Source organism: Budvicia diplopodorum (assembly GCF_009800925.1).
Lineage (GTDB): Bacteria > Pseudomonadota > Gammaproteobacteria > Enterobacterales > Enterobacteriaceae > Budvicia > Budvicia diplopodorum.
Genome location: NZ_WOYF01000001.1, coordinates 326,577 through 343,475, shown reverse-complemented (window position 1 = coordinate 343,475; position 16,899 = coordinate 326,577). Strand labels below are relative to the sequence as shown.

Here is a 16,899-nt window from a genome sequence, read left to right as displayed (position 1 = left end):
ATGCAGGAACAACTAGTGTCTCATGTGGCTATGGAGATAATAGCTATATTTTCGGATATAGTAATTTGTCATCGCCAGTGCCGGGGTTTTCCGATGTATATCGAACACTGAACCCATCAATAGGCATTAAATTCTATTATTCTAATTCGCCGAATGCGGATTCGTATGGTGAGGCAATTATTGCTCCACCAAAAACCTATAACTTTTGGGTTGCCTATCTATTTAGTGAGGATTATATTCCTTCATTAGTATATAGATATGAATTGATATTAATTGATACGCCTCAATCAGGATTGCTCACCTTTCCTGGTGAAATGATGTCATCGGTATATCGGCCCGGTGCCGTTGTGGGTAGCATTACGCTGTCTGGGTCGACAAATGTGACGGTACAAAATCTGGCGTGCGCGACTACCACACCAAATATTAATATTAATTTAGGTGAGAACTCGGCAGAAGTAGGGGCCGTGGGGCCAAAAAATAATCTTGAAACCTTTAACGTTATATTTGACTGTAGCCAGAACGAAGGGGCGAAAATTACGGCCACGCTGGAAGGCAGAAAGAGCAGTGCCGCCGCGACTAACGATATTCTGGCCTTAACGGGTGAAGGCACTCCCGGCGTTGCTGATGGCGTAGGGGTGCAAATTCTCTATAATTCGGTACCCATGGTACTAAATCAACCGATCGATCTGGTGAATGCCGCATCTACGATGGAAAACGTGGCATTTCAGGCACGGTATTATCAAACGAAAGTGCCTATATTTCCGGGAACGGCCAATAGTGCGGCGGTACTCGACCTGACGTATCAATAGAATAGCCTGAGTCTTGATTCAGGATTATTACATCGGCTGACTCCCAATAGTTAAAAATCCCGGCGCAAGTTAAAAATGGCCGGGATTATTTTTTGACTCAAATTAAAATGGCTCTCATGCCACTGGTCTCTGATATCCAGCAATCAACACTCAGCTATAGTATCGTGGTTGTCTGACTGCCCTCGACAGGCACAGTCAGCATAGGCGTTACGTTTTACTCATCTCCGCACTAATTTGTTCCAGAGATTTATCTTTCGTTTCTGTCACAAAAAATACATTGAGTAAAAACCACAACAGGCAACATAAGCCATATAAGAAGAATGGGAAACTGCCATTGAATAAATCAGTTAGCAGTACACTGTCAGTTAACATTGGGAACGTCTGTGACACAATAAAACTTCCCGTCCAGATAAGGAATGTCGCCCAAGACATCAACTTATCACGAATCATATTGGGCGATAATTCTGGGATAATGATCCATAAAATAGGCCCCACTGTCCCACCAAAAAATAGAATATAGATAACGATCAGCGCCAGCATAAAAATGCTGGTGACACCCATCCAGATTAAAATCCCGAGCAGGGTTATGGTGACGAAACAGACAAAGGAGCCGATGATGAGCAGTTTGCGCCGACCATATTTTTCAACACGATAAACCGCCCATACCGCCGCGCCAAAGAAGGCGATACCAATAATAACCTGTTGATAATATGCCGTTTGCGCAGTGGCAATACCGATGTTTTCAAACAGGACGTTGCCATAATATAAAACAGCATTAATGCCACAAAGATTAGCCAATAACGCCATAGAAAGAATGATGAATGAAACTCGTCTATATTTTCTTGAAAATAACGATTCATTTTTTGATGACGCATTATTATGCACAAAAGAATGCTTTATCTCGGCAATAGCCGCTTTGCTGTCATAGTCTTTGCCATTCACATATTTCAGAATATCGTCGGCTTCGGCCTCACGGTTTTTATTGATTAACCAGCGCGGCGACTCGGGTAAAAAGAAGGCGAGGATCATAAACAGGCAGCCGGGAACCGCCATCGCACCCAGCATAAACCGCCATGAGTAGTTAGTTCCCCATTCTGGATCGGATGTCCAGCTGGCAATCAGCGCATTGACCAGATAGACAGATAAAATACCAAATGCGATCATCATCTGATAAAAGCCTAAGGTTTTTCCGCGTATCTTTTGTGCTGAAATCTCGCCAATATACATCGGTGCAGTTGCCGAGCCTAAACCAACACCAATTCCACCAATAATTCTGAAGAGTATAAACATGGTGAAATTGTAGGGAAATGCCGTGAAAATCCCGGCCAGAAACACCAGCATTCCGGTAATAATCAGGGCCTTTCTTCTGCCGAGTGAGTGGGTGATAAATTGCCCACTAAAAGCACCTATCATAAAACCGAGCACCACTGAAGAGACCGCCCATCCGGTGCCGATAGCGTCAAGCATAAAATATTTACTAATGTGAGAGATTGCCCCGGAAACCACGGCAGAATCGAACCCGTACAATAATCCGGCTAATGAGGCGATGAGCGATAATTTATAACTCATATGATGCGTTGTATTCATTTTTTACACCATTCCGTTAGCTTTATTTATTCTGGGGACCGCTTTGTTTTTGATGCGATTCGACCTCTCAACGTACTCTGGGATGATTTTCATTGTGTCATCAAACCAAGCATCGGGATCCGTGCTGGCAACCAGCCCAAAATTACCCCATGGCATCAATGAGCCAGAACGAATAATCAGTTTGGCTTTACTGTAGATATCAGAAACAAGTTTTGCATGAGGGATTAAGGTAAAGTCTGCGCCGGAAGCCGTGAATATCTCCGTGACACTTTGAAAAAGTCTGGGGTTATTGTCCGGAACCTCTTCGGCAAAAATGACATTTTCAATAAAAATCTCCTGCCTCAGAACGCGTAATATTTCAAGAAGGTCTACGCTGCCGGCACAGAAAGCAAGGTCGATTCGGTTCGCGTTTGCAGGAATAGGCGCCCCGGCATCGGTAACCAGCACAATATCGCCATGTCCTAAGCTCGCTAAAGCGTAGGCAATCTGTGGGTGTAATATCTTTCCAGGTCTCATAAATTGTCTCCTGAGATGGTAGGGTTATAGTTAGTTCTTTTGCATTATTCATTCCGCTACTGTTGTTTTTCCTGAGTCCTACTTACGCTGCATTTCAAACTCGATCTCTTCAAGAGTCTTTCCTTTTGTTTCCGGTACCATCGTGAGAACGAAAATTAATGCGATGACGGATATGCCGGAAAAAATGAAGAACGTGTTAGCGGCGCTGATGTTTTCTACTAATACTGGGAAGAAGCGTGAAACAAAGAAATTACCGCCCCAGAGCGCAAAGGTGGCGATTGACACCGCCGTGCCGCGCACGTGGATCGGAAAAATCTCTGAGATAATGACGTAAGCGACCGTACCGTATGAAACGGCGAAAATCGCCACATAGGCCAGAATACAAATCAACAACAGGGTTGTGTGCGTTTCGCTGGCGCGAAATAGCAACCCGGTACAGCAGAGGGAAACGGCCATACCGATAGAGCCGAAAATCAGCAGCGAACGGCGACCAACTTTGTCGATTATCCACATGGATACCAGCGTGGAGATAACCAGCATTACGCCAATCAGCACGGTAAAGGACATCGCGCCGCTAACGTTGACGCCTGCCGTTTTAAAGATCTCCGGCGCATAGTAAAAGATGGCGTTGATGCCGGTGATTTGCTGAAACAGCGCCACGCCAAAACCAATCACCAGCGCCTTACGCAGCCGTGGCTTGAACAGCTCGCGTAGGTGCGATTGGTGCTCGTTTTGCAGGGCGGATTTAATCGCCTCTAGCTGCGCTTTGGCAGTGGCCTCATCCGGATTGATTTTGCGCAGTACGTCTAGGCCAGACTCATCGCGCCCTTTGCGAATCAGCCAGCGCGGGCTTTCCGGCACTTTCGCCAGCAGAAACAAAAATACGATTGCCGGGGCGATACCGGCGGCAAAAATAATTCGCCAGCCGTATTCAATATTCCAGGCTTCGCTGGCACTGCTGGCGATAACCGCCGCAATAGAAAATATTGCCAGATTACCGATGCAGTTAAACAATTGATTCAACGATACCAGCCGCCCCCGGATGTGCGCCGGTGAGACTTCCGCAATGTAAAGTGGTGCAATAGTGGTTTCCACACCAATACCGATACCAACCAGAATGCGGTACCACACCAGCATTTCGGCCGATGTCGCCATCGCCTGACCCAGCACCCCAAAGATAAAAATCAGTGCGGTTAGCAGCAAGACCTTCTTACGGCCAATCGCGTCCGACAGTGGGCCAGCCAGAGCAACTCCAATGATACAACCGACGATAATCGATGAGGTCATCCAGCCGATGCCGTCCGCATCGAGAGCGAACTTGCTTTGTAAAAAGCCGACCGAGCCTGAAATACTGCCGTTATCAAAACCAAATAGAAATCCGCCGACGGCGGTAACGAACGAGATCAACAGAACGTTACGCATCCAGACATTTTTTGCGGTGACGTGTGCATGACTGACCATAATACTCTCCGTTATCAAGCGGGTGACGAAACAGCGCGTACCACGCAGCGTTGTTGTAATTCGAAAAGAGAGATATCGGCGGAAAGACCCGCCGTTGGGCTGGCGGCGTTGGCAGCACCACAGGCGGCCGCCAGCCGTAAGTGTTCCACCCAACCCGCGTCGGGGCGTGCAAGCAGGCTGGCGATCAGTCCCGCACAGTACGCATCCCCCGAGCCTACCGGGCTGACGGTATCAACCACAGGAGACGTGATTTGGTAATCGCCGTCCGGTGTGAGTGCCAGAGTAGGTTGCTGCCCGTTGGTGACGATCACGCAGCGAACGCCCCGCGCCAGCCAGTCGTTGGGAAGATCGCCCCCTGATATGGCGTTGGCCTGCTGCAGCTCGTCGCGATTGATTTTGATGATGTCCGGCAGCGCCGCGGCGGACTGCAACAACGCCGGTCCGTGGGTATCTAGCAGCGAGAGCACCCCATGTCTTCGCGCTAGTGAAATCCAGTAGCCATACTCGTCCGGTGCCAGGTTTTTCGCCAATGATCCGGTGCAGATAACTGCACCGGCTTCCTGCATTTCATCGGCGAGCATGTCGTGTAGCCCGGTGAGTTCATCCGGCTGGATCTCCGGCCCGGCAGCGTTGTACACGCTGGCTTTTTCCGGCGAAGCTTGCTCCGTCACCACTTCGCAGATACGGGTGTTGGCGGCGATATCGCACCAACGCCCGGCCAGTTGCTCTTGTTCCAGCAGTTCCCGACACAGGCGGCCGGTTGCGCCGCCCAGAAAACCGACCAGCAGCGGGGCAGGGGCGTTGTCTAACTGCGGCCGTAGCTGGCGCAGCACCCGCGCCACGTTCACGCCTTTGCCGCCGGCCAACGTTTTGTCGTCCAGCAGGCGGTGTACCTGCCCGGGCTGTTGTTTATCCACCAGTAACAGCCGTTCGATGGCGGTATTCAACGAGGCGATAATCACGTTCACAGGCGGTCCTCCTGATTGGTTGCGATAAGCCAGCTTTCGCGGGCGATGGTGGCGGCACCCGTGGCGACCGGCTCGGCGAGTTTGCTGACAAAAAGCGGCATCTGCCATCGGCGTTTGCGGTGTTCCAGCATCTCCTGACGCTGGAACAGCGATCCCATCAGCACCGCATCCTGCGGACGGATCCCTCCGATTTCACACATATGGGTCAGCAGCCGGTAGGCCCGATCGGCGATGTGATTAAGCGTTGCCTGAACCACATCCGCTGGCCGAACGCCTGCATTAAGGTGATGCAGTGAAAATAGCCCCAGCCCTTCATCTTCATTGACCGAAACCGACAGCCCCGGCGTATGGCCTTCTTCAAGTAAATCGTTGAAAAGCAGGCCGTAGTCTCCCTGATACAGCAGTTCTGCCAGCGTCTGAATGATCTTGCCTGAAGGGGTGGCGCAGCCCATCACGTATTCGCCCGGCTGCCAAGTGCGTTCGATATCCACACCCAGTTGCCAGGCAATGGCGGTATCCGGAAAATGAGGCGTTAGCACCATCAGATATTCGGACGTACCGATCGAGTCGAAGACATTGGTGGGTTGGTGGCTCTGTACTGCCCAAGCGCCCACGATCTGATCGTGACCACCAATAAACACGCTGGCTCCGGGATACAGTGCCACACCGGGCAGACTGCCCGCGCGGATTTCCCCGCAGCACTCTCCGGTATCTGCGATTTTGGCAAACAGCTCTGGCCTTAACCCGAGTTTTTCCAGCGTTGGCTCATGTGGCCGCATAGATTTGAGATCGATGCACTGGGAGTGGGTGACCTGCGAGCTACAGGCTCGCCATTCTCCGGTCAAACGCCACATCACATAGCTGCCGAAATCGACCCATTGCTCGATGTGCTGCCAAATATCCCGATGGTGCTGGCGGATCCAACTCAGGCGCTCGGGGCTTTGATTCGGGCGCGATCGCATGCCTGAGACAGCGTAGTGCTCCTGGCTGTCCAGCCATTGATGGGTTTCGACGTCTAACGCCGCTTGGGGATAATTTTCCCACCATGCCAGCGAAGGGTAGATAACATCGCCGCTTGAATTGACCGCGACCGATTCTTCCTGACCAAACGTTCCTATTGAGATTGCCGCCAGCGGGCCACAGGCCGTTGCCTCGCTCTGTGAGTACTCGGCGATCAGTGCCGACAGGGTTTGCCACACTGCTTGTGCATCGTGAAATGTCAGTCCGTCACGCGAGATGACGGGCGTACGACACTTTCTCACCGGCAGCAGCGCACCGTCCTCGCGGATACCAACGATCTTTATATGGGTGGTGCCGATATCAATGCCGAGAAACCACATGGTGATTACCCCTCGTTAATAGTCCCAGTTATAGCCCCAGTTTGCCGGGATTGAGAATACCGTTCGGATCGAGCGCGTGTTTTACCCGACGCAGCAGCAAATGCGCCGATCCCAGCGACTCGCGGGCGTAAGGGGAGCGCACTAGTCCACCGCCGTGGTGGTGCGACAGTTCAGCGTTATGCTCAAGGCAAACGCGCATGGTTTCCCGCCAGACGGTGCGCAGTTTGTCCACCGCGAGTTGGTCAGTTTCTTCATGCCCCAGCAGGATCATGTACATTGACGTGCCTTGGGGATAGACATGGGAGAAATGCGATAACACTTCGCCCGCCAGCGGGGTTAGCGTTTTATTTAAATCGTGATACAGGCTGGCGATGCCGTCCCAGGTATGCGCGACTTCAATGGTTTCAGCAAAACCACCGGTGGTATCGAGCAGCTTTTCCACCGTGGAAAAATCAAAACGCCGATCCATCCATTTCAGCACGCCTTCAGTGCCGATCGATGTTCCGCCGTGACGATGGACAATGGTCATAAAGGCATCCATTTCGGCATGGGCCACGGCATCAACGCCTTGAGTACCGAGAAACATCACCGGTTTATTCTGTGTGGGGTTTTGCATGGCGTGGCGTGCTTCAGCCGTGTCGTACAGGCGCAGCAGAAAAGGACGTAACCCGGCCATCGCCTGTTCGCGCATGATATTCAGTCCCGCCTCAACGGAGGGCAACTCCAGCGAGTCGTAAAGGCGCGTTTGCGGCAGCGGGAACATCTTCAACTGTACTGACGTCACGATACCAAGCGTTCCTTCCGCGCCGATAAACAGCTGGCGCAGATCCGGCCCCATCGCGGCGCGCGGCGAGGCCTTTAGACGCACGCGTTCGCCGGTAGCGAGGATCACGGTGTAGGCAGTGATCAAATCTTCAATGCCACCGTAGTAAGAAGAAAACTGCCCGGTCGCAAGCGTTGATAACCAGCCGCCAACGCTGGACTGATAAAGCGACTGCGGTGAATGGCCCAGCGTCCAGCCCATTTGCTGAAGGTCATCTTCCAGTTCCCCGCCGTTATAGCCGGTAGAAACTTCCACCGTCATATTGGTGGTATTAATTTCCCGGTTCTGCGTCATTTCGCTCAGGTCCATTACGATACCCCCGCGGGTTGGCAGAGGCTGGCCGGTAACGGAAGATGCTAACGCGCGCGGCGTAACCGGCGTATCGTAATCTCTCGCCAGAGCCAAAACCTGTTGGATCTGCTGTTCATCAGTGACCTTTACCACAACATCCGCCTGATAATCATGGCACCCTAAACGTCTCAGCTTGGTAGATAACGGCCAGGTATCGTGGCTTGACGCCTGAAGCGTATCGATGTCGGTCAAAACCTGCTTTTCAGGCATGATATTTTTCAGCGCGCTAATGAGAGGGGAAATGTTGGACATAGCTACTCCTGTTGTGACTGCGGTAGATAATTCCCTGTCGTTGGGTGAGGCAAGAACGTGCAGGGTATATTTCGTTGACATCATGTGTTTGTCTAATATACGATCAATTTGCAGAAATCTGCAAATTGCATTTAAACGGTTTTATCAACTTTGTGAAGGAGATCAACATGGATTCCCGTACCGGAAAAGCTATTCGATTAGGTCGTATTTTGCGCCCGGAAACAGGGTGTGCGGTGGTAGTTGCGGCCTCTCACGGCGTAATGTCCGGCCCACCATCCGGTCTGAAAACGCGCGGTGAAATTGAATCGGTCTTTACTCAACTGCGCAGTGCTGACGGCGTGATGGTGTCACCAGGCATGATCCCGCTGGTTGAAAAGACTTGGGTGGGCCGCGATCGGCCGGGATTTGTTCTTCATCTAGACTGGAAGAACCATGCCCGTAGTATTTATACACCCGGAAAAGACGGACGTAGCGAAGGCGTACTGGCGCAGCTTGCGGATATCAGCGAAGTGGCGGCGTGTGGCATCGATGCGGTAATGACCTATATGTATCTGGGCCAGAAAGATACGGCGCTGGAGCAGGCAGAGATTGCCCGCAACGTGCGTATCGCCCGTGACTGCGAACGCCACGGTATTGCGCTGATTATCGAGCCACGCTCCGCGTTGGAAGGGATCGATCCGGACGCGCTCAGCGCGAAAGTGATGAGTATGTACTGCCGCATTGCTGCGGATATTGGTGCCGATTTGGTGAAAGCACTGTGGCCCGGTTCCGTTGAGGATTTTGCCGCAGTTACAAGCACTTGCTATACTCCTGTACTGCTTGCGGGTGGCGCGGGCGGTGAAGACCTGCACTCCACGCTGCAACTGGCTGCCGACGCCATGCAGGCGGGTGCGAAAGGGGTGATGTTTGGACGGCGTATTTTCCGTGCGCAGCAGCCTGCTAGCGTGCTTCGTGCCTTGCATGCTGTAGTGCATGAAAAACAGAGCGTTGAACAGGCGTCGCTGCTTCTGGAATGATAAAAATTGATGGAAACAATGACGGTTATTACGAACGATATAAAACAGCTTTCTCCGGTCGCATTTATTGCCCGTACTATTATCTCTCTCGGGCAGTCTGGCCGACTGCCCATCACTTCCTGGTTTCAGGAGGTGATGGGAATAGGCTCCGGTACGGTGCAAAAAGCGCTGCAGGAACTCAAAAAATCTGGCGCTGTCGCTCTTGTTTCCCGTGGTCATCAGGGGACCTTTGTGGTCTCTTGGAACTTTTCTCAGCTCTGGGATGCCGCGCGCATGCCGCCCGTGCATATTCTTCTCCCGCCGCGAGGCTCACAGGAAGCGACTCAGATTGCCTCTGCGTTCGCACAACAGTGCAGTCAGTGGGATGTGGCAGCAACAGTAAGCTATTTGCGCGGTGCATATTCGCGCCTTGCCGCTCTCCAAAACGATGCTGCGGATATCGTTCTGCTCTCTTCGGGTTCGGCTCAAATGCTACTGGCAGATCCCCTGACACCAAACTATGAGATGTTTGACGTTGGCAACGGTAGTTACTACCGCCCGGAAAGTCTGGTAGTGGTGGAAAAAACCGGAGTGGCAGGCAGCCGTCGTCCCCGGGTTGGGATCGATTCCCATTCCAGCGATCATCAACGGCTGACCCGGGCGCAGTTTCCTGAACAAGACTGCGATTACGTGGAAGTGGATTTTACGCTGTTGCCGCGTTTGGTTTTTCTGGGGGAAGTGGATACCGGCGTGTGGCATCAGGAAACCTCGCTGATTCCACTCGATAAAGTGGGGCTGGAAATTCGCCCGCTGGACAAACCTCAGGCGTTGGAAATGGCAAACGCTATCTCCAGCGCCGTACTGGTCGTTCGAGCTGCGTCGCCGATTGCCCAGTTACTGCGTCAGCTGGATTTTGCCATGCTGAGGAGACAGGCTATGCTTCCTTTAGATACGTCCAACCCGCACTTCAACGGCGTACCTGTTGCGTTACGTTTTCGATAAAATGCAGGATTAATCTTCAACGCTATTATCTGCGATGGGAATAAAGCTGGCCCGTTTGGGCGACATATTTCTTAAAAGGGGAAGGGGCCTTCCCCTTTAGCTGTGTTTCAACCTGAGAATTAATTCAGCAGGTTAATCAGCCGTAACAGAGCTAGTATAAGCTCCAGCACGGCGACGATCACAGACAACATGCTCATCCGCTTGCTCCTTTCTATAAGGAGCGCGACGCCAGCACCTAACCCTTACATTGCCTGTTGGTGCTGGGTATACTTGTTAGGGTGTGTTGTCACACACTGCCGCTTCACGATGACCTGTCGCGAAGGGCGAAAAATAAAGAACCCCGTCTCACCAGCGGGGTTTTTTATTGCCTGAAATTTACTTTCGCAGTATCGCACTTGCAAAATCAGGCGACGAGCCGAGATTGGAACCCCTGGTGGTGAAGCGCGCATAACTGGGGGCTCCGTTTTTGGGTTGAACCCCAAGGCTCCAATTCAGCTTCCAAAAACTACGGATATAAAAAAACCAGTAGCCCTTATAAGGACAACTGGTTTTGATAACTACTTGACTTTTAACTGTTTGAAAACGCGTAGTAACGTCTTCATACAAGAATTTGGCTCCTCTGACTGGACTTGAACCAGTGACATACGGATTAACAGTCCGCCGTTCTACCGACTGAACTACAGAGGAATCGCTTGAACGGGACGAATCATATCCGGCAATAGCAACGCTGTCAACAGCTCGCAAAGTGAATCTGATTTGTTTGCTCATACTTCAGACAACTTCACCGTTGTTTGCTTTAAATTTAGCCACTTAGTTAACTGGGCATCAATACGTTGCTATAAAAAAGTAGGGCTTTTTGTCTCTATTCTATTTAGTTGTTAATTGATGAAGTTAAGTCTTCGCAATATTATTTTCTTATTTTTTATTCATTCTAGAAAATACTTTTAGCTTCAGTAGGGGGAGTTATTCAATTTAATATAAACTTAAGATAATTGGGCCTTAGCAATAAGTTTTCTTGGACGATAGCGTGAGTAACCTCAGAAGGAATTGTTGAAGTTAGACTATAACTTATTGTTTTATCATTAGAAGTGGTGAATATGTGCGAATACTGAATACAGTATCCTTAAAGCTGGTGGTTACATCGCTTTTTGTTCTTATATTGACCATCATGTTTGGTTCGGCCATATTTTTACAACTTCGCAGTGAAAACCTTATTTTTAATACTCTGGGCGAAAAAATAACTTCGGCTCAAATAGAGACTGTTCATAATAATCTGTTTAATTACCTGAAGGTTCCTATTCAGGCCAATGCTGCCGTCGAGATGACAATGCGTGAGCTATTGGTCGATGATATGAAGGATCTTCAGGAGTTTGAGTCACCGTTAAGACGAACCATGAGGCGGGTTTTTCCTTATTCTCCACAGCTTAGCCTAGTAGCATTTGGCTCAATTACCGGTGACTATGTTGGTATCAGCCGGGGAGCCCAGAAAGATACTTTTTCCTTAATTTTAAAAGACTCAAGAACCCATGGTGTATTAAATTTTTACTCCGATTTGTCAGTAGATAGCCCAGTACGTACCGTCGTTAACGCTTACGATCCCCGAACGCGCCCTTGGTATCGTGAAACGAATAAAAGCCAGACTGCATCTTGGACTCCGGCCTATCAAGATATGGATGCTTTGAAAGGTACCAGCATTTCTTACAGCAGCCCTGTTTATGATATCAATAAGCGCTATGTCGGGGTTGTTTCTAGCGATATTAAGCTTGATGAGTTTAACCACTACCTTCGCAACATACCGAACCTTGGTAATGGTGTTATTTTTATCATTAATGGAAATAATGAGATTATTTCTCACTCAACGATTGAGAAAAGTACTCCTTCTACTTTATCCGGGTTGGCTAATCAGGGTAATGCGCACTTATTATTGCCCGCCAGCAGCGATAGTCCGATCGTTCGCAGCATTGCCCCGTATCTTGCTAATCCAAAGATCTCTAAAGTTACCTTTGAGGTTCACGGGGACACTTTTTATGGTCGAATGGTTTTCGTTGGTGAAGAGCTAGGATTAACTAACTGGCGCATGGTGGTTATTGTTCCACAGGACGATCTGGTGGGAATATTTAGTAGCGACCGGATGGTTACCGTATTTTTGATTCTGTCTATTTTTATTATTGGCGTGACGCTGGCTTGGTTCACGCTATCTCGAATCACAACGCCTATTCTTGAATTAGCCAAGCAAGCCCGGTTGATTGCTAAGTTAAAATGGACACCGCCGAAAGAAAGCCGATTTGAACTAAAAGAAATCAAGCTGTTAAATGATGCATTTAACGAGATGTCTACGACGCTTTCAAAGGCTTTCCTGAGCCTAAAACGGCAGGTTTACTACGACTCGGTAACCGGCCTATTAAGCAAAGAGGGCTTGACGGAGAGAATGCGCGAGCTAGCGGCTCAGGAAGAGCAAAGCCTGTGGAATGGATTGATTCTAATTAGTTTGGATAACGTCAATAAAATTAATAACAGTCTTGGATATAAACAGGGTGAAACGCTGCTGCGCGAGTTTGTTAAACGACTGCAGGGCGTAGCGCCTGACGACACGCTATTAGCCAGAATTAATGATACAGAGTTCGCTATCTGCTATCCCCATAGCGGCGGTGATAAAATATGTACCCAAGAGATTAATAAGTATCTTCACATTTTTTCTAGCGTAAAAAGTGATGACGGAAGTGAGCTGCTGTTTTCCGGCAATGTTGGCTTCTCTAAAGATAGATTTGATGATAAAGAGCTGCCCGATAACCTGAGAAACGCGTCCGTTGCACTTATGGCTGCCAGAAAGAAGGGGAGTGGCGCGTACGAAGTTTACCATCCAGATATGATGGCTAAAGCCATAGAAAATACCCAGATGCTGACTAATTTGAATCAGGCTCTGGTTAACGATGAATTTTTGGTTTATTTCCAGCCAATAGTTAGCCTTGAAAATAATCGGGTTATTGGCGCTGAAGCGTTAATTCGCTGGAATAGCAAAGTTTACGGTATGGTTGCGCCTTCCATATTTATTCCTTTGGCTGAAGAGTCGGGCTTAATTTTATCTATTGGTCGCTGGATGCTTCGTGAATCATGCCGCCAACTGTCTGAAAAAATCAGCTCTGGCTGGCCTGAAAACTTCGAGATTCATGTCAATGTGTCAGTCAGCCAGCTTATGCAGTCAGATCTTTATAGCCATATTATTACCGTTTTAGATGAGTTTAATTTATCGCCTAAAAACCTGACGCTGGAGATTACTGAATCGCTAATAATGGAAAGTAACGCTGTTATTAAGGAACAGCTAACGCGGATTCGGGCCCTAGGCGTGTCTATTGCCATTGATGATTTTGGTTCCGGTTTTTCCAGCCTTTCCTATCTACATAATTTAAATTTTGACTGTTTGAAAATCGATCGTGATTTTGTCTGTAGCGTACTCGAAAATTCTAAGAGTGAGGCTATTATTTCAGCGGTCATCCGGTTGGCTAACGGGCTATCAGTACCATTAATTGCTGAAGGCATAGAGACTAAGGCGGTTGCAGAGAAACTGTATGAACTCGGCTGTTTGAAAGCCCAAGGTTACTATTTCAGTCGTCCTATTCCGTTAGATGACTGGGATACGCCCGGATATATTGTGAATGACTGAGTGGAGATAGCCTGAACGGCCTCAAATCAGGTCATTGAACTTTCCTGATGCGAAGGGACAACGGCAAGGTTTGTCGCAATAATTTTATTGAATCAATATTGAAGAAAGTAAAATGAAAAACGCCATAGATTATGAAAAATCTATGGCGTTAAATTTGGCTCCTCTGACTGGACTTGAACCAGTGACATACGGATTAACAGTCCGCCGTTCTACCGACTGAACTACAGAGGAATTGTTGGAACGGGGCGCATCATATCTAGCTACTCATAGACTGTCAACGCTAAATTAGTATCTTTAAACTGAGTGTTCATCAACTGAACGATTTGGCGGGTTGTTAACCTAAGTTAATGCTTTTCCTTCTACCGATATATAATTACATCGATAGGTGATGGTTGGCCTTTAGGCTAGGCATTTCAGCCTTATTCGGCCGAGGTTTTTATCATGTTCTTTCTGACGAAATATTAAATCAGTGATAGAGCAATATTACTACACAGCATTCTTTTCAATCAGTTCGTCATCATTATTCGGAAAAAGCCGACTAATCCTATGTTATCCATTTGAAAACAATAGGATGTAGTGGGTAATGACGTTGTTTTTCAATGTGTTATTGATTTATTGGCTGATCGCTAACCATGGGGTAGTGATATTCATGGGATGAGATATAATTCTACATAATATATTTTCACACTATTTGCTGTATAAAAATATAAGGAAAATTATAAGTAGCCTGCAAATTATATGTTTACAATTGTTAGAATTTAGCAATAGGCCTAGCCTTATTTGTATTAACTCTACATTTATTGCTATTTGATTTTTCTTTAGTTTATATTAATTTTACGGCTCGTATTAAATACGATTTTATTTAACTAATGCTATATTAGAAGGGCGTATAGTTTTACTTGTATGCTAGTATATTTTTATTTCCATACTCATAACTATCCTTTTTAGATAGACGTTATATTACGGCACAGTCCTATTGAGATATTGTAATGTAGAAAAGCAATAACGTAAAAATTGGACAATAAAAACAAAGCAGGTAGAAAATAGTATACAGCGCTATAAATATTTATGTTAAACAGCTGAATTTTATAACTACCTGAAATATTAAGAGATAAGTAATTCTGGTTGTCGGTCGCTTTTATTATGAAAATAGACTATCTAACCTGAGACCAAAGAGATTTAGGAATTTTACCTAAGTCGTAGAGTTTACCTGCGACTAACTCTGCGCGGCGATGGTCTGCGGCACGATACATATTAGCCAGAATGCTATTATCAGCTAAAGAATAGTTTAGTTTGTCATATAGGCGCTCTAAGCTATCGTGATTTGAACATTTTCGGAACATCATTAAATAATCAATATCGCTCATTATATTTTTACTTTAATAGAATTAATTGAAAGGTGAATCCAGATAAACCATGCCCAGCATTAATTCGAGGTTATGGCTGGTGATAATATATCTGGAAATCGATATAACACAGGGTTTGAACAGAAGCGTATCCGAGTTATAAGAGTATCATAGTATGCCGATAGGAAATGAACAAGTATTTATAACGCTATTCTAGCCTGTCGGCTCATTTTAGTAACTTAAGCTCATAATTTTTCGAACTTGTATTACGTCTGTATCTTTATATTTCCCCAATGGCAACAAACTAAAGGTTTCTAAATAATGAATTGCATCATCAATGGATGATGCCGGGATCCCATACGCTCGCAGGTAAGTGGGAATTCCCATATCTTCAAAAAATTTCCGGGTAAGGGCTATCGCACCGTTAATTCTATGCTTGTCGACATCGTCGGTTAATCCCCAAATGCGTTCAGCATATTGGAAAAGTTTGAGGCGTTTAGACTCTTTTTTATCTCAAGTACTGAAGGTAAGACGATGGCCAACGTTTGGGCATCATCTAATCCATGATAAATAGTGAAGTAATACCCATGCAATGCGAACTGTGGCACGCCAGCGCCGAACGAGCGTGTGTTTGTGAGCGGTTGGGTAAAGAAACATATTATTGAGATACGTCTATTAACAATTATAAAGCCGTGCATTTGATAAGGTAAGATATGTTTAACACAATATTGTTGATGTTGGGTTTATTACTGATACTAATGCGCTGAGTTTGAGAGGGATCTATGACTATTTTGGTAACCGGCGCGACTCATGGTTTAGGCCGTAATGCGGTGAATTATCTAAAGCAGCAGGGCACCGATGTTATTGCTACCGGCCGCGATCTGCATCGGGGGGCTCAGCTACAGCAGCAGGATATTTCCTTTATTCCTGCAGATTTATCTCAGTTAAGCCAATTGCAGAGCGATGCCTTACTGGCACAGGTAGATACCGTATGGCACTGCGCTGCGCTCTCTTCCCCGTGGGGTAAGTACGATGATTTCTATGCGGCCAACGTTATCGCTACCCGAAATTTAGCTAATCAGGCCGGGGAACGGGGCATTAAGCGCTTTGTTCATATTTCGACCCCTTCTATCTATTTCAATTTTTGCCATCACGTTAATATTGCTGAAGACTATTTACCTGAACGACTGGTTAATCACTATGCTCACACCAAGTGGCTGGCCGAACAGGAAATTCAGCGAGCGGTGGTTCAATACCCTGATACAACATTTGTCATTTTACGCCCCAGAGCGTTATTTGGTCCTGAAGATCGCGTGCTCATTCCTCGAATATTATCGTTGATTAAACAGCGTAATGGCGTACTGCCTCTTCCCCGCGGCGGTGAGACGTTGATGGATATGACTTTCGTGATGAATGCCGTTCAGGCGATGTGGCTGGCAACTGACTGTGCTGGTATTGATTCCGGTTCTGCCTATAATATAACCAATCAGCAGCCGGTGGCCTTAAAGCAGGTGATTGAGCAATTGCTGTCTCGCCTGAATATCGAATACCGCATAAAACCGCTTCCTTACTGGATATTGAGCCGCCTTGCCGGTTCAATGGAGCTGTGGTCGCAATACAGCCATCGTGAACCTGCGTTTACCCGCTATAGCATGGGCGCGCTGAATTTTGATATGACGCTGGATTCAACTAAGGCTCGGCAAGAGTTAGGCTATATTCCCCGCTACAGCATTGATGATGGTATTGATTTGACCGTTCGCTGGATAAAGGAAAATGGAGTTTAATCAA

Annotated in this window: 12 protein-coding genes and 2 tRNA genes; 5 read left to right on the top strand and 9 right to left on the bottom strand. The window is 47.6% G+C overall.

The features are described from left to right. Nucleotides 1-314: 314 nt before the first annotated feature. On the top strand, nt 315-809 hold the full coding sequence (locus GVI43_RS01445) for a fimbrial protein (RefSeq protein WP_159564668.1): 495 nt from the start codon (nt 315-317) through the stop codon (nt 807-809). A 207-nt stretch (nt 810-1,016) separates the two neighbouring features. Here GVI43_RS01445 and GVI43_RS01440 read toward each other — a convergent pair whose 3' ends face one another. From GVI43_RS01440 to GVI43_RS01415, 6 genes are all read right to left on the bottom strand, one after another. Then, nucleotides 1,017-2,378 carry a sugar porter family MFS transporter gene (locus GVI43_RS01440; RefSeq protein WP_246201398.1) on the bottom strand — a complete coding sequence of 454 codons (1,362 nt, stop codon included), beginning with the start codon at nt 2,376-2,378 and terminating at the stop codon, nt 1,017-1,019. A gap of 21 nt (nt 2,379-2,399) precedes the next feature. Continuing rightward, nucleotides 2,400-2,912, bottom strand: a complete 513-nt coding sequence (locus GVI43_RS01435; RefSeq protein ID WP_159564664.1) for an RbsD/FucU domain-containing protein — start codon at nt 2,910-2,912, stop codon at nt 2,400-2,402. A 78-nt stretch (nt 2,913-2,990) separates the two neighbouring features. Further along, nucleotides 2,991-4,373, bottom strand: coding sequence for a sugar porter family MFS transporter (locus GVI43_RS01430; RefSeq protein ID WP_159564662.1), 1,383 nt, complete (start codon nt 4,371-4,373; stop codon nt 2,991-2,993). Nucleotides 4,374-4,387: 14 nt separating this feature from the next. Beyond that, nucleotides 4,388-5,341 carry a 1-phosphofructokinase family hexose kinase gene (locus GVI43_RS01425; protein ID WP_159564660.1) on the bottom strand — a complete coding sequence of 318 codons (954 nt, stop codon included), beginning with the start codon at nt 5,339-5,341 and terminating at the stop codon, nt 4,388-4,390. Then, entirely contained in the window at nt 5,338-6,681 is a 1,344-nt protein-coding gene (locus tag GVI43_RS01420) for an FGGY-family carbohydrate kinase (RefSeq protein WP_159564658.1), read from the bottom strand. Before GVI43_RS01420 ends, GVI43_RS01425 begins: the two co-directional genes overlap by 4 nt. 28 nt (nt 6,682-6,709) lie before the next feature. Continuing rightward, a complete protein-coding gene (locus GVI43_RS01415; protein WP_159564656.1) occupies nt 6,710-8,107 on the bottom strand; it encodes an FAD-binding oxidoreductase in 1,398 nt (465 codons plus the stop codon). Nucleotides 8,108-8,274: 167 nt separating this feature from the next. On the opposite strand from GVI43_RS01415, the gene GVI43_RS01410 reads away from it, so the two are divergent. Next, the gene (locus GVI43_RS01410; protein WP_159564654.1) at nt 8,275-9,123 is read left to right on the top strand and encodes a class I fructose-bisphosphate aldolase; all 849 of its coding nucleotides are present in this window, start codon (nt 8,275-8,277) and stop codon (nt 9,121-9,123) included. Between the two features lie 18 nt (nt 9,124-9,141). Then, entirely contained in the window at nt 9,142-10,104 is a 963-nt protein-coding gene (locus GVI43_RS01405; protein ID WP_159564652.1) for a YhfZ family protein, read from the top strand. A gap of 611 nt (nt 10,105-10,715) precedes the next feature. On the opposite strand, the gene GVI43_RS01400 is transcribed toward GVI43_RS01405, so the two are convergent. Then, nucleotides 10,716-10,791: transfer RNA gene (locus GVI43_RS01400), tRNA-Asn, on the bottom strand. 412 nt (nt 10,792-11,203) lie between these two features. On the opposite strand from GVI43_RS01400, the gene GVI43_RS01395 reads away from it, so the two are divergent. Further along, nucleotides 11,204-13,765: a bifunctional diguanylate cyclase/phosphodiesterase gene (locus GVI43_RS01395; protein ID WP_159564650.1), complete on the top strand. Its 2,562-nt coding sequence runs from the start codon at nt 11,204-11,206 to the stop codon at nt 13,763-13,765. 155 nt (nt 13,766-13,920) lie between these two features. Here the strand turns inward: GVI43_RS01395 and GVI43_RS01390 are convergent. Both GVI43_RS01390 and ydgT read right to left on the bottom strand, forming a co-directional pair. Further along, nucleotides 13,921-13,996 (bottom strand) — tRNA-Asn (locus tag GVI43_RS01390). Between the two features lie 923 nt (nt 13,997-14,919). Beyond that, a complete protein-coding gene (gene ydgT, locus GVI43_RS01385) occupies nt 14,920-15,132 on the bottom strand; it encodes a transcription modulator YdgT (protein ID WP_159564648.1) in 213 nt (70 codons plus the stop codon). A gap of 761 nt (nt 15,133-15,893) precedes the next feature. On the opposite strand from ydgT, the gene GVI43_RS01380 reads away from it, so the two are divergent. Next, nucleotides 15,894-16,895: an NAD-dependent epimerase/dehydratase family protein gene (locus tag GVI43_RS01380; protein ID WP_159564646.1), complete on the top strand. Its 1,002-nt coding sequence runs from the start codon at nt 15,894-15,896 to the stop codon at nt 16,893-16,895. The last annotated feature ends 4 nt before the right edge of the window (nt 16,896-16,899 follow it).